General features: G+C 40.7%; 14 protein-coding genes. 4 read left to right on the forward strand and 10 right to left on the reverse strand.

What is annotated here, in order from left to right; translation table 11 throughout:
* Nucleotides 1-84: 84 nt before the first annotated feature.
* From K0S23_RS14895 to dacB, 10 genes are all read right to left on the reverse strand, one after another.
* Entirely contained in the window at nucleotides 85-3,147 is a 3,063-nt protein-coding gene (locus K0S23_RS14895) for a T9SS type A sorting domain-containing protein (RefSeq protein ID WP_300358987.1), read from the reverse strand.
* Nucleotides 3,148-3,286: 139 nt separating this feature from the next.
* Nucleotides 3,287-4,915, reverse strand: coding sequence for a hypothetical protein (locus K0S23_RS14900; protein ID WP_300358989.1), 1,629 nt, complete (start codon nucleotides 4,913-4,915; stop codon nucleotides 3,287-3,289).
* 61 nt (nucleotides 4,916-4,976) lie between these two features.
* Nucleotides 4,977-8,495, reverse strand: coding sequence for a PKD domain-containing protein (locus tag K0S23_RS14905; RefSeq protein WP_300358991.1), 3,519 nt, complete (start codon nucleotides 8,493-8,495; stop codon nucleotides 4,977-4,979).
* 171 nt (nucleotides 8,496-8,666) lie between these two features.
* Entirely contained in the window at nucleotides 8,667-9,968 is a 1,302-nt protein-coding gene (locus K0S23_RS14910; protein ID WP_300358993.1) for a nucleotide sugar dehydrogenase, read from the reverse strand.
* Nucleotides 9,946-10,986, reverse strand: a complete 1,041-nt coding sequence (locus K0S23_RS14915) for a Gfo/Idh/MocA family oxidoreductase (protein ID WP_300358997.1) — start codon at nucleotides 10,984-10,986, stop codon at nucleotides 9,946-9,948. The genes K0S23_RS14910 and K0S23_RS14915 overlap by 23 nt, the downstream gene beginning before the upstream one ends.
* A gap of 84 nt (nucleotides 10,987-11,070) precedes the next feature.
* Nucleotides 11,071-11,640, reverse strand: coding sequence for an acyltransferase (locus K0S23_RS14920; RefSeq protein ID WP_300358999.1), 570 nt, complete (start codon nucleotides 11,638-11,640; stop codon nucleotides 11,071-11,073).
* Nucleotides 11,641-11,746: 106 nt separating this feature from the next.
* Nucleotides 11,747-12,745, reverse strand: a complete 999-nt coding sequence (locus tag K0S23_RS14925; RefSeq protein WP_300359002.1) for a UDP-glucuronic acid decarboxylase family protein — start codon at nucleotides 12,743-12,745, stop codon at nucleotides 11,747-11,749.
* A 1-nt stretch (nucleotide 12,746) separates the two neighbouring features.
* The gene (locus tag K0S23_RS14930; RefSeq protein ID WP_300359005.1) at nucleotides 12,747-14,063 is read right to left on the reverse strand and encodes a UDP-glucose/GDP-mannose dehydrogenase family protein; all 1,317 of its coding nucleotides are present in this window, start codon (nucleotides 14,061-14,063) and stop codon (nucleotides 12,747-12,749) included.
* 3 nt (nucleotides 14,064-14,066) lie between these two features.
* The gene (locus K0S23_RS14935) at nucleotides 14,067-15,200 is read right to left on the reverse strand and encodes a DegT/DnrJ/EryC1/StrS aminotransferase family protein (protein ID WP_300359007.1); all 1,134 of its coding nucleotides are present in this window, start codon (nucleotides 15,198-15,200) and stop codon (nucleotides 14,067-14,069) included.
* Nucleotides 15,201-15,373: 173 nt separating this feature from the next.
* Nucleotides 15,374-16,897, reverse strand: coding sequence for a D-alanyl-D-alanine carboxypeptidase/D-alanyl-D-alanine-endopeptidase (gene dacB / locus K0S23_RS14940; protein WP_300359010.1), 1,524 nt, complete (start codon nucleotides 16,895-16,897; stop codon nucleotides 15,374-15,376).
* A 213-nt stretch (nucleotides 16,898-17,110) separates the two neighbouring features.
* Between dacB and K0S23_RS14945 the strand changes: the two genes are divergently transcribed.
* From K0S23_RS14945 to rfbC, 4 genes are read left to right on the forward strand one after another with little or no spacing between them, the layout of a single operon-like run.
* Nucleotides 17,111-18,289 (forward strand): glycosyltransferase, encoded by a 1,179-nt coding sequence (locus K0S23_RS14945; RefSeq protein WP_300359013.1) that lies wholly within the window; start codon nucleotides 17,111-17,113, stop codon nucleotides 18,287-18,289.
* Nucleotides 18,279-19,049: a polysaccharide biosynthesis/export family protein gene (locus tag K0S23_RS14950; protein ID WP_300359016.1), complete on the forward strand. Its 771-nt coding sequence runs from the start codon at nucleotides 18,279-18,281 to the stop codon at nucleotides 19,047-19,049. Before K0S23_RS14945 ends, K0S23_RS14950 begins: the two co-directional genes overlap by 11 nt.
* Nucleotides 19,050-19,104: 55 nt before the next feature.
* The gene (locus K0S23_RS14955) at nucleotides 19,105-21,408 is read left to right on the forward strand and encodes an exopolysaccharide transport family protein (protein WP_300359018.1); all 2,304 of its coding nucleotides are present in this window, start codon (nucleotides 19,105-19,107) and stop codon (nucleotides 21,406-21,408) included.
* On the forward strand, nucleotides 21,409-21,957 hold the full coding sequence (rfbC, locus tag K0S23_RS14960) for a dTDP-4-dehydrorhamnose 3,5-epimerase (protein ID WP_300359021.1): 549 nt from the start codon (nucleotides 21,409-21,411) through the stop codon (nucleotides 21,955-21,957).

Raw genomic sequence — 21,957 nt, forward strand, 5'->3', positions numbered from 1 at the left:
TTCATTTCCACCCTCTTTAAAACTGAGATTATACCTAAAAAAATTACCAACTAATCAAATTGATAATTGCGTTTAACTCGTTTGTTATTCTACTACTAATTTGATAATGCTCGTGTTTTCTTCACTTTGAAGGTGTAAGAAATAAACTCCCGGTGTCCAGTCGTTAACAGATATTTCTGTTTTCGCTGTAAAACTGTCGATCGTTTTCACTAAAGATCCTGTCGTATTAAACACGGAACCTGTTACTTGTGCCGAAGACGGCAATTCAACGATTACACGCTCACTAGCAGGATTCGGATATACATTCAATCCTTCGATGCTGTTTGTTGCAACATCAGCAGTGCTTGTTACCACAACTACTGCAATAACCGTTTCAGTACCACACTCATTTGTTAAAGTAACGGATACTTGTTTCGGACCAGCTGTTGTATAAGTATGTGAAACTGTTCCCGGTGCATTTGCAATTGTTGTTCCGTCTCCGAAATCCCATGAATACTGGTTTGCATTTTGCGGATTCAGGATTGTAAATGTATAAGTCGGCATATTGTTCTGAACATAGATCGTTGAAGCTGTTGGTGCTCCCATTACATCTACGTTGATAGAACCTACTCCTACACACCCGTTAGCTGCCGTAACATTTACCACGTACGGACCAGCCTGTGTTACCACTCTCGTTTGTGTTGTGATCTGTGAATTACTCCAAACATAAGATGCTCCTGCATTACCTGCATCCAGGGTCAATGATTCACCCTCACAGATTGTTGTATCGTTACCCAACAAAACCAATGGATTTGTATTCACGATCTCAACTGTTTCGATTTTCTTAGCACAAGCTACAGATCCGTTGCTGCTAACCCAAACATCGTAAGTTCCGGGCTGTACGTCTGTAAATGTATTTGATGATCCCCAGGTTGACGGAGTTGTATTTTCAGCTACCAATGCATATTGTACGGTTGGAGCTGTAATTAGTACATCCTTGATTGCATGTCTCATTGCGTCACCTCCTGTAGCAGCGCCGAATACGTGTTTCCATCCTGTGGTATTCGCATTCAAATAAGCTGCCGGCATTTGGATATTTTCAAACACTGTCGTCCCGTCAACAGTTAAACTTGCTTTTCCAAGCGTGCTGATTGTAAGTACCACAGGAACATCTTGCTTCAATTTCCACAAAGCGATATTTCCTACGTGAATTAATGTTCCGGTACCTGCAGGTGACAATGTACCTGTAACGTTGTAACCTAAATAGATTCCTGCGATGTTCGGGCTGTTGTCATTCGCATCAAAAGAAAGTCTGAGTTTAGAACCGGAACCGTTTTGATTTCCTGCCACTGCTACATCATTTCCAAAAGAATAAGAAAGACCATCAGCACCACCTGTACCAAAATTATTGATTGGCTGATCAGCTGTCATCTTGAATGAAACGGTCATTGAGTTGTTTAATCCGGTATGGAAAGCCGGGTCATTAATTGTAAGCGATCCGTTGATCCCCGTTTGTGATGGAGTTAATACCGCTCTACCACCAGTCATTACAGCACTTCCGCCTAAAGTAGTCATACTTGTAAGATCCGTTGAGGCTCCAAAAGGATTTGTAAATAAAGTTTCAACAGTTGGTTGCCCGAAAACAGAACTCAAAGTAACAGTACCTCCCAAGTTGATACAATCGTAATCAATCACTGCAACATCTGCACCGAATCCTACTACAACTGAAGTTAAGATAGAATCAACCGCATCAGTACAAGTATTGGATCTGAAATCAGTATATACTTTGTAAACACTGTCAGCTGCCGGAGTGAAATTGTATGTATTGGAAGAGCTCCAGTCTTGTAAAATAGCACCATTCGCACCGATAAACTTATATTCGTAAGCTCCGCCACCGTTAATAGCAGCAGGTGCCGCAGTTGAAGTAAGTGTTACCAGTGTTCCAGGAGTACAAAGAGTTGCTGGAGTGTAAACTGCAGATTTTTGAATTTTAGTAAGAGGTGTAACCATTACAGTAACAGTATCTTTACATCCTGCCAAATCTGTACCAATCAAAGTATAGGTTGTTGGATTTGAGGGACTTGCCGAAACAGTATCGTTGTTTGTAACGTTCAATCCAGTTGCAGGCGTCCAGGCATATGTGTTGGCACCGCTCGCAATAACTTGCACGGGGCTTCCTGCACAATATGCAACAGCAGTTTGGTTGGTAGAAAGCGTTGGAGCTACATTGTAAGTAACTGTCGTCTCTTCAGAAATATCAGTCAAGCCTGAGTTATCACACGTCACTTGTGCACGCACATTCATTGTCGCAGTTGGAATAGTTGAATAAACAGAAGTATCTGAATTCGCATATGGAACCCATCCTGAACCATCATGGTATTCCCACTCGTAACTGTAACCGCTCAAAAACGGCAATCCGCTTAGGGAAAGGTTTACTGGAGTTCCCGTGTTTGAACAAACAGATGCAAGAGATGTTATAGCAGTTGCATGAGCCGGTGTTCCTGTACACGGACCTGATGGCGCATGTACGAACTGAGCTTGGGGAACATAAGAGAATCGCGCATTATTTGTTCCTGCCGGAGCAGCGGGGTCAACGTCCGTACCGTCACGGCTGATGTACAAAGATCTATTTGCTCCGGTATCATACCGGCGCCAAGTCAAATTAACAAATCCGGGAGCATTCTCATCCACAGCTACTACTACATTACTTACACCATCCCAAAGAAATGGAGTACTAAGTGTGATTTCTACCCAGGAATTCGCAGCCGGTGTAGGCAACGTTCCTGAAAAAACTTGTGTTAAACTTCCCACAGGAATCCAGGCACTGTTACTTGCAAAAGAAGCAGTTGCAGTATTCCCCATATAAACATTCCAATTGTTTGAAGATCCAAGAGATCCTGTTACATTGAAAAAGCGAACTTTTGTAATATAATTTGGCTGTCCAGCTACTGCAACATTGAAGTCAGTTGCCAGGTAAATTTGTTGTGAATACGAATAATCGTAATTACCATGTATTGGGACATTCGTCGATGTACTCGTTCCTGTAGCAAGACTCGTTGTTACAGTCTGCGCAAAAGAAAGCAAAGAACCCATCGACATCAATAATCCCATTGCGAGATTTTTTGAGATCTTTCGATTCCTGATTTTTAAAGTTGTAAGTTTCTTCATAAGATTATGATAAGTTTAATTTTAGGCTAACTTATGAAGAAATGCATGTTTTTACTAAATGATTAGTGAGACAAAAAAGGGACAAACAACATTCTGTGAGATGTTTAACAAAACCTGTTTTGAGACATGATAAATTACACTAAATCCCTTTGATAAACCGGGTTAAATCGTCTAATGACTCAATATTTAGCTTTTTCCTTAAACGCAAATTTGTCTTCCTGACCGAGTCAGGTGAAATAGCAAGTGTCCTGGCCATCTCCAGATTCGATAAATTCAGTTTGATTAGGGCTGCAAGACGTATTTCTGCTGAAGTGATCTCAGGAAATTTCTCATGGAAGAAATCAAAAAACCCGGGGTTCAGCTTTTCAAACAATCTTTTGAATTCGATCCAGTCATTTTCTGTCAATAGTGAAAAAGATTGCAAATCATTTAGCATGGTTTCTTTTTCGGAATCAGTTTTGGAATGTTTGTTTTTTTCAAAGGATTCTACCTGTTCCTGCAATTCAAAGATTACTTTGTTTTTATCAAACATCGTCGAAAGCAGCGCTCGCATTTCCCGTTCTGTCGCATGCAATTCGTCCTCCATTTTTTGAGCACGCAGGGTCAGCAATTCTTTATCCTGGAATCTTTTTCGCTGGATCTGTTTGATAATTATGAAACTTGTCAGTCCTACAATAAGACAAATGACAAAAAGCCCCAGAATGATAAGGTCATCCTTCTTCTCTTTCTCCTTGTAAATAATATTTTCTCCTTGCTTTCTTTCAAATTCAATTTGAAACTCAGCATTCTGGATGTTGAGAAACTGCCTTTTTTCGTCATTGATTTCTTTATAGGAAATGTATTTTCTGAAATTGAGCAAGGCTAGTTTGTATTCCCCCAATTTCTCATAGTAGGTAATTTTAGTTCGATACAGCGTTCCTAACAATTGAGGATTCTTTTCATTAACCATCAAACTATCAAACACCTTCATTTTCACAGCCGATTGAGCCAGTTTATTTTCCTTTAAATCCAATTCAATCAATAATGCCAATGCATTAATCTGGCTGTTAGTCTGTTTGTTCTTCGTGCTGATCTTGTAGTCAAGTTCCATCAGTTCCCTGGCTTTTGCGTTTTCCTTTTTTGACAAGGCAATGTAACCAAGGTTCCCGGATAAGATTCCTGTCCAGGCTTCATCCTTTAATTTTACAGCTTGATTGTAAGCTTTTTGAAGATACCGTTCGGAGGTTTCGTTGTCCAGCTTATCCCGATAAATCAAACTCAAAGTGTTGTAAATTTTGATTTTACTTATCTCACTTACTTGCGGATGATGCAAAGCGATTTTTAGATGTTTTTCGGACAGATCGAAACGCCTGAAAAAATAGTACACCTGACCTAACACTTCGTGAAAGGTTGCAAGGTAAGGTTTTTGAGAAGTATTTATATTTTCTTCCTCCTTTAATGTGATGTATAAAAAGTAATAGGCTTCCCGGTATTTTTGGACCTCATAAAATCCATGAGCGATCTTAAAACACAATTCAGGGTAATCAGAATCAGAAGTAATCTTGTCTTCCTTGGACAATTTCTTTAAAAACCGGTTCCATTCACTATTGCCGGAAAAATCTTCACTGTGATAGTGGTCAAATAATTGAACATAAGAAGTTTTTTTGCTGTCGTGCTCAGAAATAATCTTTGCGACTCCCTGGTCCGCGCTTAACTTTGCTCCAAAAGAAATTGAAGTTAAAACACAAGAGCAGAATAAAAGAAAAAGACTATAGCAAGTTTGTTTCAAGGTTTTTTTTCTAGGGGTACTTTTACAAAAGTAAGCTATTTATTGCTTAGAGCAAAAATGCTTATTCCATCAAATTTACATGCCCTGAAAATTCATACTTTTCATCGTTGTCGTCGTCCTTGAAACGAATAAGCCAAGTATATATTCCTGACTGAACCGAGCTTCCTGCATAAGTTCCGTCCCACCCGGTTTCAGTGTCTTTAGATTCGAACACCAACTCTCCCCAACGGTTATAAATGTAAAACTCATAGGTCGCCGGTGAAAAGCCTGCAGTCATTATCGGAAGGAACACATTGTTGTGCTGGTCTCCGTCGGGAGTAAATGCATTCGGAACATAAAACAGTAGCTGGTCTCTGACAACTACAATTCTGTAAGTGGTATCTCTGCATCCCTGATCGGAAATCACTATTAATTCTACATTGTAGTTTCCTATTTGCCCTATTGGAAATTGATGCGTCGGACTTACTTCCTGGGAACCTGTACCATCATCAAAATTCCAGATATTCTGATCATTGAATATGGATGTGTTTTCAAAATTAGTTGTCGGATCAATTGAGAAAACTTGTTGCGGATTGTAATTGAAACTTGCAACCGGCAACGGGTCTACACAAATCATATCCGTAATTGTTTTGCTTGTCGTACACAAATTATCAGCAGTAATCGTCAGGGTTACGTCAAAACAATCAATTCCTGTATACTGATGGTTTACGATAGAGTTGCTGGAAGAAATTGTCCCGTCCCCTAAATTCCATTCCACAACTGATCCCGGGTTGGAAATACTTTCATTAATAAACTGGACGTCGAGCGGGAAGCAACCTTTGATAACATCGGAGGAAAATGCAATAATCGGATTTTCCGTAATTTGAATCGCCACTTTCACAGTATCGTTCACACACATTGTATCTGCCGGCAACACATAGGAGAAATCATAATCTCCGTTCGGAAGAAGAGACAAGTCTAAAACACCTGTTCCTGCATCAAATTGGTTTGTTGGGAAAACAGATGTTTCGGTCCAGTAAGGAGCCAATGTCTGAAGTGCTCCGGTGGTATACTGATCAAGGTCAACCGTTGAGCCCGAAGAATTACATAAGTGCAGGCTTGTCGGGTTCACCGAAACCGGCTGACTGTTTACCTGAACCTGGAATCTGCTCGTATCATTCAAACAGTAAGTTCCATGAACAACATATTCCAGTAAATGTGAGCCGATCGCCCCGCTAACTGTTAATTGTCCTCCGGCTGTTAAACTGGCCCCCAAAACATTATTTACGTCCGACCAGGTTCCTCCGGCTGTAGTTCCCGGAGAAAGCAAATTAGTTAAATCCACAATCCCGTTCGTTTCACACCAAATGGCAAGACTGTCGGCTCCCGCATGTTTCTGGTCTTCTACCGAAACCGTAATAGCGTCTACCGTAGAACATTGAGCGGCATTTTTTACAGTTACCTGGTACGTTCCGGCATTGGTGACATTCAGGGTCTGATTGGTCGAACCATCGTTCCAGAGATAAGTTAAGCCTGGATTTTGTGCATCAAGAACCAGTGTGGTTCCTTCACAGATCGTGGTGTCAGGTCCCAGATTTACTACCGGGAAGGTACTGTAAGAAACAACTACCGTATCGTAAGAATAGCAAATCGGCTTGAATGTAATATCGTCTATAACAAAATCATTGCCAGCCGGGTTTATATTTTGATTCGTAATACAGATTTGGGCGGAGTTATTCAATCCCGAATTCCAAACCTGGAAATACTGCTGCCAAGAACATCCGATCGTTGGAGTAGAAAAAACAGGCCCTATGAGTGAACCGTTAATGGTAAATTGCAATTGAGCAACATTCACTTCGTTCAAAGCATTGGAAACCCAGGAACCAAATTGATAATCCGTGTTGGCCTGAACAGGCACATTCTGACACCAAACGTCAATTCCCGATGTTCCAGAACCGTTAACCACCATCATTTGATTTCCGGGTGCCGGTGTGTGATCCGCACAAGGAGTGAAGTTACTGTGAGCTGCAAATGGAGACGTGACAATAGCATAAGTCCCAGGATTGGAGACCAATCCCCAGGTTCCGCCTGTTCCAACGGTATAGGCAGTCGTAAATCCGGTATTCCCGGATTCAAAGTCGCCATTCACGATTTGGTTACTTCCAAGTTTACCCACTTTCACGCTATAAGTACCTGCACTGGTAATAAACCTTGTCGGTGAGGTTGAATTGTTATTCCACTTGTATGAATCATAAGGTCCGGAAGTTGCAGCATTCAGTGTAATTGTTTGTCCGGTACATAAAGTTGTATCCGGCCCAAGATTCACTGCAGGAATATTTCCGATCGTTATTGTAAAATTCGAAACATCATTGGCACACCCACCCGTTCCGCTTACCGTATAAAGGAAAGTGTATGTTCCGGGATTCAGTCCGTTTGTATTGAAGACCGAAGTCCCCGAAGTAAAATTCCCGGAAACCGGGCTTGTCGTTTCGCTCCACACACCACCTGTTGTTGATCCAGCCGACAAGAATGAAGACATCGTAATTGACGGACCTGCACCACAATAATAAGCCCCGTTATCAAATCCGGCGGATGGTGGCTGGGAAATTGTAACGGTAAACATTTCTTCATCGGAACAACCGGTACCACCACCAAATGCATAGAGTGTTTGAGTAGTTGTAATGGTTTGTCCTGCATTCAATACTGTTCCCGTTCCACCAGGACCTGAATAATATTTCTCATTTCCTGTAAGATTCGAACCTGTGATTGCAGGCAACACATAAGATTGACATGCCTGTACATTTGGAATCGGATTCAAAACAGGTGTATTTACATAGGAGACTGTCACTTGTGCGCTTGAATCGGCACAACTTCCTACACCATCAATGGTATATGTGTACATGCCATTAGAGTTCGTTCCGGGTGTAAAACTTCCCAGGTAACCATTGGTTAATGCAGAGGCACCAGTCCAAATTCCGCTTTGAGATAAATTGGATGAAAACAAGGAATAAAGATCAATTCCACCGGAACCCACACAGGAACTGTGATTAAACACAAGTGGTAATGGCTGGCATTGCGACAGTCTCAGATCATCAAAGCCTATGTCATTTCCAGGACCTCCGGGAATATTTGTAAATATCTCAAAGTAAATCGTTGAAGTTGATGCTGTAAATGAAGGCATTGTAATATCATTCCATACACTGTTATTGATCACATTCTGAGTAGCAAGAACAACTCCGGAAGCGTCTTTCACGCTGAATGTCACATTATTGGTGCTTGAAAATGCATCTCTTGTAGAAAAACTGAAACGGTAATTCTGACCAACACAAAGATCCGTGAATGGCTGCAGATAAATTGCTCCGAAAAAACCGTCAGTTACATTCATATACAATCCTCTGCTTCCTGTTCTGATACAACCGGCAAAGGTTTGAGGAGTGTTCTGGTACGTCCCCCCCGGAATAAGGTGGGGAATAACGGTGGTATATTCATAAGAATCATAGAAAACAGAAGTCCAGTTGCATTGAGAAAAACTATTGAAGCTAATCCCCAGGCTGATTAAGACATAGAGTTTAATTGATTTGGAGAGACTTTTGAATATCATTGTTTTGTTCATTTAGATGATAAACTTCAAAAGTAGAGGAACGTTGCTTTATATAGTGGGACAAAAGCGGGACAAAACGAATAAAAACGGACAAGCCGTTTTTATTTTAACAAATGAATGGGGGATTTAGTTGATTTTCCACCCGAATCTTATATTAAGCAATTAGCCCGGTTACAGACTCCAATATTCAAGGTCTTTTATTTTTCCTTTATATATTCCTTTTATATCTACGAAAACCCCTTGATTATCTTTCATCAATGATTTGAAATACGCTTCATCCAGGTTTTTATAATCTTTATGATTGACCGCTACAATAATTGCATCGTAGTCTTTCCCGATTTCAACTAAACCAACACCGTATTCGTGTTCCATTTCAGCAGAAGAAGCGTGCGGATCTACCAAATCCACTTTTACCTGGAACGATTTCAACTCATTCACAACATCAATCACTTTGGAATTACGGATATCGGAAACGTCTTCTTTGAAAGTTGCTCCCATCACCAAAACCTTTGCATCCTGGATGTGTTTTCCCTGGGCGATGATTTTCTTCGTGGTTTGTTTTCCAATATAAAAGCCCATCGAATCATTTACATAACGTCCGCTGTTGATGATCTTTGCATGATAACCCGCCTGCTGGGCCTTGTGGGTCAAATAATACGGATCAACTCCAATACAATGTCCTCCGACTAAACCGGGTGAAAAACGCAGGAAATTCCACTTGGTCCCTGCAGCTTCAAGTACATCATAGGTGTTAATTCCCAATCGATTGAAGATAATTGACAATTCATTGATCAATGCAATATTTACGTCGCGTTGTGTGTTTTCAATGATCTTGGCTGCTTCCGCAACTTTGATCGATGCGGCACGGTGAACACCGGCGCTAACCACCAATTCATAAGTCTTTGCTATTTCTTCAAGTGATTCTTCAGAACATCCCGAAACTACTTTAACAACATTTTGAAGCGTGTGTTCTTTATCTCCCGGATTAATTCTTTCAGGTGAGTATCCTACTTTGAAATCTTCTTTAAATTTCAACCCAGATAATTCCTCCAGGACCGGGATACAGTCTTCTTCTGTACATCCGGGATATACTGTTGATTCAAACACAACATAATCTCCCTTTTTTATTACTTGAGCAACCGTTTTGGAAGCCCCCAGTAAAGGACGAAGATCAGGCAAGTTTGCATCATCTATCGGTGTGGGAACAGCAATAATATAGAACTGAACATCTTTCAGATCATTGATGTCTGCTGTAAAATGAATATCACAGTTGTCAAAATCACTTGATGTTAATTCGTTGCTCGGATCTTTCTTATTCCGCATTAGTTCCACACGGTCCCGGTTGATGTCGAATCCAACAACACGGATCTTCTTTGCAAATTCCAATGCGATCGGCAGACCTACATAACCAAGGCCGATTACTGCGAGTTTAGCTTCTTTAGCTACTAATTTATTGTAAATTGAGTTGCTCATTTCTTACCTTATAAATGCGTTCAATAATTTCTACCACTTTCAATCCTTCCAGGGCATTTGTAGTTGCTGAGGTTCTTCCTTTTAATGTGTCAATTACATTTGTAATCACATAATGATGATTGGCTGCGGAACCCTTATAAGCTCCGTAATCATTCCCCGGATTGGTTGGTGCCAGATCAGGCATCTCATATCCCGGGATATTACACACTTCCACTTCATTCATATACTGACCACCAATTTTCACACTTCCGTTTCGGCCGACAATCGTCATGGAGCTCTCCAAATTTCTATCGGCAACAGCTGTTGAATAATTGATTGATCCCATTCCACCGTTGATAAAATCAAAACTTACAAATCCGGAATCCTCAAAATCCGTTGAATCGCGGTGAGTGAAGTCTGCAAATTTTCCCTGGATATTATCAATATCACCGAACAACCAGTACATAATATCTATAAAGTGAGAAAATTGCGTAAACAAGGTTCCCCCATCTAGATCCTTTGTCCCTTTCCAACCTCCTGCTTTGTAATAGCGCTCATCGCGATTCCAATAGCAATTCAGTTGAACCATAAAAATATCACCTAATAATTTTTTCTCAATTAATTCTTTAATCCACTCGCTCGGAGGAGAATAACGGTTCTGCATAACACAAAAAACGTGCTTGGATTGCTGTAAAGATTTAAAAATGACTTTTTCACATTGATCTTTGGTCAGACCCATCGGTTTTTCAACCACGACATGTTTTTTGTTCTCCAACCCGGTTAAGGCCTGGTCCGCATGCAAGCCGTTAGGAGTACATATATTTAGAACGTCAAAATCGATACCTGAAGCTAAAAGTTCGTCCAGTGTCTTAAAGAAAGGAACATTAAAATCTGCAGCTGCGCATTCTTCCATTGAACGAATATCGATCATCGCAACTAACTCTGCTTCGGGATCTCTTCGAATCATCTCAGCATGTCTTTTACCGATATGGCCGGCTCCAAGAATAGCAAACTTTACTTTTTGATTTTCTGGTATCATGTTCTTTCTTTTGATATAATCAATAATTCCTGGCAGGATTTGAGGCGCAAAAGTAATGAAATTTGCCGCTTAAACAGGTTCGGATCAAAGGACTTTCACTTGATTGTTTGACAATTGATAGCGTTCATTACTTTCCGGACAAGTTGCAAATCCATTTTCATCAAATGTCAATCTGTGACCAAAAGCACTCATCCAGCCAATTTGTCTTGCAGGATTTCCAACCACCAAAGCGTAGGCCGGAACTTCTTTTGTTACGACAGATCCCGCTCCAATAAATGCGTATTCCCCAATATCATTTCCACAGACGATCGTAGCATTTGCCCCGATAGAAGCCCCTTTTTTCACAATCGTTTTCGAATACTGATCTCTTCTGTTAACTGCCGAACGCGGATTCATTACATTGGTGAAGACCATCGATGGACCAAGGAAAACGTCATCCTCGCAAATAACTCCTGTATAGATAGACACGTTATTCTGAACCTTTACGTTGTTTCCCAGGATCACTTCCGGAGAAACCACTACATTCTGACCGATATTACATCTTTCCCCGATTGTGCAATTAGGCATGATATGTGAAAAATGCCAGATCTTAGTTCCTTCACCAATGGTACAACCTGCATCAACTACGGCTGTTTCGTGTGCGAAATATGTCATTTTTTAAATTGAAAAGTGAAAATTGAAAATTGAAAAGAGTTTTAAAAGGGGCCTAGACTTCATTCAGCCGCCTTTTCACTTATCAATTCTCCATTTTCAATTAATACTATCGAACAATATACTTTTCAAAATCAATATGATCCGATTGGTATAATTCTTCCTTGCTTAAACTTTTAAAATAAGCATAAGTCCGTTTCAAACCCTCGGCCCGTTCAATTTTCGGCTCCCAGTTTAACAGCTTCCTTGCTTTTGTGATATCCGGCTGACGTTGTTTCGGATCATCTACAGGTAAATCCTTGTAAACTACTTTTTGAGTTGTCCCGGTCAATTTGATAATTTCTTCTGCAAACTGGCTGATGGTTATCTCATCAGGATTCCCGATATTGACCGGATCGGAACAATCGCTATGCAATAAACGAACAATTCCTTCTACCAGATCATCGACGTAACAAAATGAACGCGTTTGAGAACCATCTCCAAAAATGGTCAGATCCTCACCGCGAAGCGCCTGACCGATAAAAGCAGGAAGAACTCGCCCGTCATTCAAGCGCATACGTGGTCCGTAAGTATTGAAAATACGTACGATCCGGGTTTCAATCCCATGAAATGTATGGTATGCCATCGTAATTGCTTCCTGGAAACGTTTTGCTTCATCGTAAACACCTCTCGGTCCTACAGGATTCACATTCCCCCAATATTCTTCTGTTTGCGGGTGAACTGTCGGATCTCCGTAAATTTCAGAGGTGCTGGCAATGAGCACCCGTGCATTTTTAACACGCGCCAAACCCAGGCAATTGTGAATTCCAAGGGATCCTACTTTCAATGTTTGAATCGGAATTTTAAGGTAATCAATCGGGCTTGCCGGAGATGCAAAATGAAGGATGTAATCCAGCTCTCCACCTACATGAATAAATTTACTGACATCGTGATTATAAAACTCGAAGTTTTCCAAATGAAATAAGTGCTCGATGTTTTTTAAACGTCCGGTGATGAGATTATCCATAGCAATCACATGGTAATCGTCTTTTATAAAACGATCACACAAATGAGATCCTAAAAACCCGGCTGCACCGGTGATCAATACGCGTTTTCTGCTTGTACTCATATTACTTCGATACTATGGATCTGCCAATTGAGCTATAGTAAAAGCCCTTATTATTCATTTCAGAAATCTCAAATAGGTTTCTTCCATCGAAGATAACGGAATCTTTCATCAACGACTTCATTTTATCAAAATCAGGGTTTCTGAACACTCCCCATTCCGTGCAGATCAGCAAGGCATCGGCATCATTCAATGCATCGTATTCATTTTCAACAAATGAAATTTTAGTTCCAACCAATGCTTTTACATTTTCCATTGCCTCCGGATCATATGCCGTAACAAGCGCTCCTGCTTTGGTCAACTCATCAATCATGTACAAAGCCGGAGCCTCGCGAATATCATCCGTATCCGGTTTAAATGCCAAGCCCCACAGCGCGATCTTTTTTCCCTTCAGATCTCCTCTGAAGAAGTTCTTCATTTTAGGAAAAAGGATTGTTTTCTGCGATTCGTTGACAGCCATTACGGCTTTCAGTATCTCGAATGAAAATTGGTTTTCGGAACCGGAATTCACCAATGCATGAACATCTTTCGGGAAACAGGAACCTCCGTACCCGATGCCCGGGAACAAAAAGCGCTTTCCAATCCGTTCATCCGAACCGATCCCGATTCGTACCTTGTCCACATCTGCCCCTACCAACTCGCAGAAATTAGCGATTTCATTCATGAAGGTGATCTTGGTAGCCAAAAATGCATTTGCGGCGTATTTTGTGAGCTCTGCAGACTTCTCATCCATAAAGATGATGGGATTTCCCTGTCGGACAAATGGTTTGTACAATTGTTCCATAATGCGCTCAGCACGTTCGGAAGAAGTGCCTAAAACAACCCTGTCAGGTTTCATAAAATCATCCACAGCAAACCCTTCTCTCAAGAACTCAGGATTGGAAACCACATCAAAATCCACTGTTGCATTTTTCGCAATGGCGGCATGAACTTTCTCTGCGGTTCCAACCGGAACCGTACTTTTATCTACAATGACTTTGTAATCTTTCAGTAATTTACCCAAATCATCTGCAACTCCCAGGATGTATCTCAGATCGGCTGATCCGTCTTCTCCCGGAGGAGTTGGTAAAGCCAAAAAGATAATCTCTGCATCTTTGATACCTTCTTCCAGATTAGTAGTAAATGTCAGGCGATTTGCTTTAATATTTCGTTCAAAAAGAACATCCAGATGGGGTTCATAAATCGGAACCTCTCCGTTACGCATTCTTTCTACTTTTTGGTTGTCAATGTCTACACAGATGACTTGATTACCGGTTTCCGCGAAACAGGTTCCTGTTACCAAACCAACGTAACCTGTTCCAACAACAGCAATTTTTTTCATGTTCTAGTGAGCGTTTACGAAATCTAGAATTTCAGAACAGATAAATGCCTGTTGTTCTTCTGTCATTTCTGTATGAATAGGGAATGAGATTACCCGTTTTGTTAATTCTTCCGTTACCGGAAGGTCCAGATCTCCAAGCTTAAATGATTTAAACATCCCTTGTTTGTGTGCGGGAATTGGATAGTAGATCATCGAAGGAATATCTTTTGAAGCCAGGTAAGCTTGTAAAGCATCTCTGTCAACACCTTTCAACTGAACGGTATACTGATGAAACACGTGTTTCGATTTCCCGTCCCTGTGAGGAGTTTCTATTTTTTCAGATGTCCCCAGAAGACGATCATAGGTATCGGCTACTTTGATCCGGGCAGCAATGTATTCGTCCAGTTTTGGGAGTTTTACATTTAATATCGCAGCCTGGATTGCATCCAAACGGGAATTACAGCCTACAACATCGTGCTGATATTTTACTTTCTGACCGTGATTGGCAACCATTCTCAGCTGTGAGGCTAATTCATCGTTATTGGTGAAAATTGCTCCTCCATCTCCGTAACAACCCAGGTTCTTTGACGGAAAAAAGCTTGTGCATCCAATGTCACCGATAGTTCCGAGCTTTCTGTTTTCACCGCTTTCGGAATAGTAATCAGAACCTATTCCCTGGGCATTGTCTTCTATCACGAACAAGTTGTGTTTCTGCGCTATTTTCATGATGGCATCCATATCGGAAGCCTGACCATACAAATGAACCGGGACAATTGCTTTTGTCCTGGAGGTAATCGCAGCTTCAATTTTCACAGGGTCAATGCAGAAGGTAAGCGGATCAACATCCACAAAAACCGGGGTTAATCCAAGTAAGGCAATCACCTCTGTTGTAGCAATATAGGTAAACGAAGGAGTAATCACCTCATCACCCGGTTTTAAACCAAGCGCCATCATAGCAATTTGCAGGGCATCCGTTCCGTTTGCACAGGGAATTACATGTTTAACATTCAAATACGATTCCAATGCATGTTGAAAGCGTTGAACAACCGGACCACCAATATACACAGATGAGTCTAAAACTTCCTGAATAGCTGAATCGATATCGGATTTTATTGCCTGGTACTGGGTAGCCAGGTCAACCATTTGAATTTTTTTCACGCGCTTAATCTATGAAGATTACTTTAAATAATTCTATTCCTACAAAATTAATAAAAGGACTGAATTATTATTTAACCACATTAGAAACATAGACCACATAGTTTTTAAGTTTTATAAAATCCAGAAAGAACATGACATTAATCAATCTTCTATGTGTACTATGTGGTTTTATATCACTCCGAAAGAACCATCGTATTGAAAACCTTTTCCATTTGTTCTACGGTGTATTCGGACGAGCAGTTAAAATTGTTAATGATCAATGAAAAGCAGATACGCTTCCCGGAATTTGTTTCCACATAACCCGAATAGGCCTTAATTCGCTTCATGGTGCCGCTTTTTGCATGAATCTTCCCCTCTCCAGGCTGGTTTTTACATACGGAAGACAAGGTTCCGGAAACTCCCGCAACCGGTAAGGTAGCATAAAAGGCATCAAACTCTTTGGCAGTCGTCATGTATTTCAACATTTCACAAAAATGACTTGCCGAAATCGCGTTGCTCCTGGACAGGCCGGAGCCGTCGGTGATGTAAAGTCCGATCGTATTGATCTTACCCGACCAATAACTCATCATTCTTGCAATACTGTTATCTATAGATCCGTTTCCGGATGTTCCGTATCCGATCCAGCATAATACTTCCTCAGCAAACAAATTTACTGATTTCATGTTTGTCCACCAGGCAATTGAGTTCAGTGTTTTCCCTTTATATGTAAAAAACAACTTCATAGTTGCGTATCGCGTTGCTGCCGGTAAGAGGCTCAAATTTCGCGCTGCACGGGCAGTCTCTTTTACCTCGATACCTTTTATTTTTAAAACACGGGTGAATTCCTGAGAAAAACTCAGTTCCGAATCGGGTAAACTTCCTTTTACGGTAAATCTTCCAAGCCCGGCACCTAAAGTCCCTGTCCCGAATCGATCCAAAGAATAAGGAGCCCCATAGATATATGAATTATCTCCGGAACCACCTGTTTGAATGTAATTGGCATATTTTAAGCCTTCGACCTGCGGAGTCGTTCCTAAAAAACTGGTCTTGCTTCCGCTTTTAGCACCGACCTGAAAATGATAGCGTAGCATGTTATCGTAAATAGGAAGTCCTGAAGCTCCTGCCCCATAATAATTTCCCATGTCCCCCCAATTCCAGCCATCCGGCGCTCCTTCATAACCGAACTCAGAACCGTCAGCCACAATGGCTCCATTGATCTTTTTAATTCCCAGTTTAATCAATGTATCGGCCCATTTTTCAAGAAATTCATTTTCTCTTCCTTCCCCGTTATAGTAACGGCTTCCAAGTGCCACATCTCCACCGCCCCGGATCCATAAGTTCCCATTCAGGGTTCCGTCCTTTGATAATTCACCCTCGAGGTAAATACGTGTCTGAGGAGCATAATTTTTTCCAAGCAGTTGAAAAGCCGTTGCGGTCGCAAATAGCTTGGTTGTAGATGCCGGCGATAAGGCAAGATTCGGGTTCTTTGATGCGAGTATTTGACCTGTAGAGCAATCCATTGCCATAAAACCGATGGACGCATTCGCAAAATATGCATTGGAGGAAAATGCATCAATAGCGGTTTGAATAGTGTTCTGGGAAAAACTAAAATTTCCTGCAAAAAACAAGACTAACCCGGTTATAAAAATGCGCGACATCTGCTTGAAATGAATCATACTATAAAGTTCTGTTTTCTCTGCTTGCAAAATTTCTGCCACTTAAAAACTTTTGAACAGTTCAATTAGGAAAGTTTCTGTTTATCGGATTCCAATTAGTATCTTACAGAAGATTTTAGTTAGATTATATGTAATTTTGGGTTAGTTCAAATTACGTTAAACTAGGTTCAAAGAGTTTAAAAAAGTTCAGTTTGATTCGCCATAGCGGGAGCACTTGAACATTTAAACTTTAAACTTTAAACTTTAGATTATATAATGCCAAAAGTGCTGAGGATCATTAACCGGTTCAATATCGGTGGCCCAACTTATAACGCTACTTTCTTAACGAAATTCATCTCGGAAGATTATGAAACGCTCTTAGTTGGAGGATTGCCTGAAAAAGACGAGTCGGACTCCCTGCACATCCTGGAAGATTACGGTGTTAAACCCCTGCTGATCACAGAAATGAAACGGATTCCGAATTTCCGTTCAGACCGGGAAGCTTATCGAAAGATCAAACAAATCATTCAAGAATTCCAGCCGGACATCGTTCATACGCATGCCGCCAAAGCGGGTGCACTGGGTAGAAAAGCAGCCAAAAAATGTGGTGTTCCGGTAATTGTTCATACGTTTCACGGGCATGTCTTTCATTCTTATTTCGGAAAAACAAAAACCTGGTTATACAAACTTATTGAACGCCGGCTCGCTAAAATATCCACTGGAATTATAGCCATCAGCCCACTCCAGAAAGAAGAACTGAGCCTTGTCCATGGGATTTGCAAAGCGGAAAAAATAAAGGTCATTCCACTGGGTTTTGATTTGATGAAATTCCGGGAAAATCTTTCTGAAAAAAGAAGTGAAACGAGAAAAAAATGGCATTTGAACGATGAAGAGGTTGCCGTTGCAATTGTTGGTAGATTGGCCCCGATCAAAAATCACTCCCTGTTTTTGGATGTCATTGAATTACTTGCTCAAAAAGGAACCAAAGCACGTTACTTTATTGTTGGCGACGGACAGGAAAAGTCTTCCGTCGAACAAAGGGCAAAAAAATTGGAAGAAACTTATGGTTTGAAGATCGAACTGACGAGCTGGATAAAAGATATTGCAACTTTTAATGCGGGGATGGATATCATTTGTCTGAGTTCCGATAATGAAGGAACACCGGTTAGTTTAATTGAGGCGCAGGCTAGCGGAGTCCCTGTAATTTCAACGGATGTAGGGGGTGTAAAAGACATTTTGGAAGAGGGTAAGACAGGTTTTGTTGTACCAAAAAAAGACCGGGAGGCTTTTGCCGAAAAACTTCAGCTGCTGATCGGAAACAAAGAAATTCGCCATAAAATGTCACAAAATGGCTGGAACTTCGTAAGAGATAAATTCCATTATACTACTTTGGTGAAAAACATGGAAGATTATTACATGGAGCTAATTGAAAAGACTAGAAAAAATGCAAAATAAAAGAGTACTGTTTTCCTTACTTGTTGGTTTGTTCTTACTGCAATCTTGTGGGATCAATAGTAATCTGATGTTCAAAACACCAAAAGGTGTTAAGGAAATAAAGGACAGTATTCCTTTAAAACCCGTTGCAGAATACACCATCTCAAGAGATGACAAATTCACATTTATGCTTTATACCAATGAGGGAGAACGCATTGTGAACGAAATGGCAGGTATGAATAAGGAAGCTGTCGCAAAAGCAGAAATCGAATATGTCGTAAGGCCGGACGGAACTGCTGACCTTCCTATTCTTGGAGCTACGCGGGTTTCAGGTCTTACAGTGAAACAATGTGAAGATACCCTGGCACATCTGTTCGAGCAGAAAAACGGGTACAACAAACCCTTTGTCCAGGTTAAACTTACCAATCAACGTGTCATTGTCTTTCCCGGAAACGGAAGTGCCGCAAAAGTTATACCGCTCCAAAACAACAATACCACTTTAATGGAGGCAATTGCTCTCGCCGGTGGTATCGCTGAACGTGGAAAAGCGAATACGGTGAAGATCATGCGTGTTGTTAATAATGTCCGGACTATGTATGTCGTAGATTTGTCAGTTATTGAGGGACTGCAGTATGCGGATATGATCGTTCAGGCCAATGATTACATTTATATTGAACCCAAAGAACAAGTCGGACAAGAGTCACTGAAGGTCATTGCTCCCATCGTATCGCTTGTATCCAGTGCCCTGGTAATAATTACAGTATTCTCAACATTGAAGTAACGTGAATAGTCCAAACTCATCCATATTTATAAACAAGGATTACAATCCAATTATTGTGAGTGTAATTCTGCGCCGCTATTGGTGGTGGGTTCTGCTCTTGGTCGGACTTTTCATGAGTATTGCATTTTTCTATCTGCGGTACACTAAACCGGTTTATGATTCAAGCATGATTATTCAGCTTGCTGAAAAGGACCAGGGAAAGGAATTACTCGAAATTGACAACGTCAGTAAGAACGATGATATTTCAACAGAAATAGAATTACTCCGTTCACAGCTTTTATTTGAAATGGCTATTTCAAAAATGAATATGAACGTTTCAATCTTTGCTGAGGGAAAAATTCTCACCGAAGAAAAATACCACCAAAGCACCTTTACTATCCTTCCTTACGCACTCCGGGACAGCAGTCTTTGCGATGTGCCGATTTGGGTTGAAACAACTGAAAATGGAAAGGTTAAATTGTTTTACACATTAAACAATCAAAATTATTCCAATATCTCTGATGTTAATAAAACAATCCGGACCAAACACTTTGATATTGCTTTCAAAGTCCAGAACTGGGATATTTTAAAACAAGATGATGCGGCAAATAAGCTTTATTTCACTTTTAACAATCAAAAGTCTTTGGCATCGCGGCTCATCGCAAATTTGGAAGTAAATCCGGTTGATGTAAATGCAAAAACAATCGAATTAAGATACAATGGAAACAACCCGGATTTATGCAAAGACATTATCCAATCAGTTGCTACTACTTTTTTCAGTTACGATGAAGAAATGAAACGAAAGAGTGCGGATAACATTCTAACGTTTATTCAATTACAACTTGATTCAATTTCGGGAGAATTAAAAGATTCAAAAGACAGTCTTACGGATTTTCAACGTAATACCGGGCTTACGGATCCTGAAAACACCGGCGGTTCACTCGCAGACAATATGAGTAAATTCCAGGACATGCTTTTCGATTTGGAAAATGAATTGGCTACACTGAAAATGGTTAATTCAAAATTGAGATCGGAACCGAACCGACTGGATATTTACCGTCTGATTCCTGAAATGCTGGGGAAAAGTTTTGAAATGTCCTTAACGAAACAAATTACGGACCTGAATACCTCGCTGGAGCGAAAAGAAGAACTTCTTACCAATGTTACTGAAAACAATTCGGAACTGAAAAACCTCAATTCACGGATTCAATCGAAAATCCAATCCATTCGCAGAAGTGTCGAAGTTATTCAGGAACGGATTCGGGCGCAAATCAACGTGATCAATGCAAAAATCGGTTCCATTGAAGGAGAATATCTGAAACTTCCTCAAAAGAAAATGGAGTATAATCGCTTGAAATCCCTACAGGATTTAAATGAGAAATACTACACACTCCTGACCGAAAAGAAAGTAATGTATTCTATTTCAAATGCAGGTTATACTTCCAGCAACCGGGTTTTGAATGAAGCCTCTCTAAACCCTGTTCCCGTTAGCCCGAACAGAAGAATGGTATACGCAGGTTTCGTTTTTGTCGGGTTCATTTTTGGTTTTGCGTTTTTATTCTTCAGGTATATCACCTACAACGAAATCAATACCGTTGAAGATCTGAAACAATTGTTACCGGATAAAATAACGATCCTGGGAAATATCCCGCAATTGAAGGAAAACTCAGAATTCAGTCAATTGATGGTTCACACGAATCCAAAATCCATTCTCGCAGAATCTATGCGGAACATCCGCACCAATCTGAGTTTCGTTAATGCGAATGCACAGGTAATTGCTATTTCTTCTTCCATTTCGGGTGAAGGCAAGACCTTCGTCGCATTGAATTTGGCGGGAATTATCGCACTTTCGGGAAAGAAAACGATTGTGATCGACCTGGATTTACGAAAACCTAAGGTCCATCTTGGTTTGAATGTTCCAAACGAAAGAGGAATCAGCAACCTGATCATCAAACAGGCGAAACTGGAAGATTGTATCCGGCACTCGGAAATTGAAAACCTGCATTTTATCAGTGCAGGCCCAATTCCTCCGAATCCTTCGGAATTAATTCTTAGCGATTCGTTTTTTGAGATCCTGGACATGTTAAAATCACAGTACGATGTAGTGATTATTGACAATCCACCGGTTGGTTTGGTTACAGACGGAGTCCAAATCCTGGCAAAGGCTGACGTGCCAATCTATATTTTCAAAGCACATTACTCCAAACGTATTTTTGCTGGAAGGGTGCGTGAATTATTTGACATGAACCAGATAAGTCACCTCAATATCATTCTGAACGGTACGAAAGCCTTTAAAGGAAAATACGGTTATGGATATGGTTACGGCTATGGATACGGTTATTATGAGGAAGAAATTAAAAAGAAGAAAAAAAATAATTAAATGGAATTCAAACGTACGGCGATTGCTGATGTAATACTTATTCAACCAACTGTTTTCGGGGATGACCGGGGCTATTTCTTTGAGTCCTTTCATCAGCAAAAATTCAACGACTTTATTGGCTCGGAAATTTCTTTTGTACAAGATAACGAATCAAAATCTGCGAAAGGTGTACTGCGTGGATTACACTTCCAGGCACCTCCGCATGCACAGGGAAAATTAGTCCGGGTTGTTAAAGGAAGTGTGCTGGATATTGCGCTGGATATTCGCTTGAGTTCCCCCACTTATGGCCAGCATGTCTCTTTTGTCCTGAGCGAGGAAAATAAAACACAGGCATTTATTCCCGAAGGTTTTGCCCATGGCTTTGTGACTCTGGAAGATGATACTGTTTTCCAGTATAAATGTACTAACTGGTACAACCCATCCAGCGAAGGAAGCATCCTTTGGAATGATCCCGCGTTAAACATTCAATGGGAAGAAGCAAATCCGATTTTATCCGCAAAGGATAAATCCGGAATCCTTTTCTCAGATTTCAAAACTCCATTTGAATAG

It is taken from the genome of Fluviicola sp. (assembly GCF_029266855.1).
Taxonomy (GTDB): domain Bacteria; phylum Bacteroidota; class Bacteroidia; order Flavobacteriales_D; family Crocinitomicaceae; genus Fluviicola.

Coding starts and splice junctions, on each gene's coding strand:
- K0S23_RS14895 (WP_300358987.1), bottom strand. CDS start 3,147: ATGAAGAAACTTACAACTTTAAAAATCAGGAATCGAAAGATCTCAAAA.
- K0S23_RS14905 (WP_300358991.1), bottom strand. CDS start 8,495: ATGATATTCAAAAGTCTCTCCAAATCAATTAAACTCTATGTCTTAATC.
- K0S23_RS14910 (WP_300358993.1), bottom strand. CDS start 9,968: ATGAGCAACTCAATTTACAATAAATTAGTAGCTAAAGAAGCTAAACTC.
- K0S23_RS14915 (WP_300358997.1), bottom strand. CDS start 10,986: ATGATACCAGAAAATCAAAAAGTAAAGTTTGCTATTCTTGGAGCCGGC.
- K0S23_RS14920 (WP_300358999.1), bottom strand. CDS start 11,640: ATGACATATTTCGCACACGAAACAGCCGTAGTTGATGCAGGTTGTACC.
- K0S23_RS14925 (WP_300359002.1), bottom strand. CDS start 12,745: ATGAGTACAAGCAGAAAACGCGTATTGATCACCGGTGCAGCCGGGTTT.
- K0S23_RS14930 (WP_300359005.1), bottom strand. CDS start 14,063: ATGAAAAAAATTGCTGTTGTTGGAACAGGTTACGTTGGTTTGGTAACA.
- K0S23_RS14945 (WP_300359013.1), top strand. CDS start 17,111: ATGCCAAAAGTGCTGAGGATCATTAACCGGTTCAATATCGGTGGCCCA.
- K0S23_RS14950 (WP_300359016.1), top strand. CDS start 18,279: ATGCAAAATAAAAGAGTACTGTTTTCCTTACTTGTTGGTTTGTTCTTA.
- rfbC (WP_300359021.1), top strand. CDS start 21,409: ATGGAATTCAAACGTACGGCGATTGCTGATGTAATACTTATTCAACCA.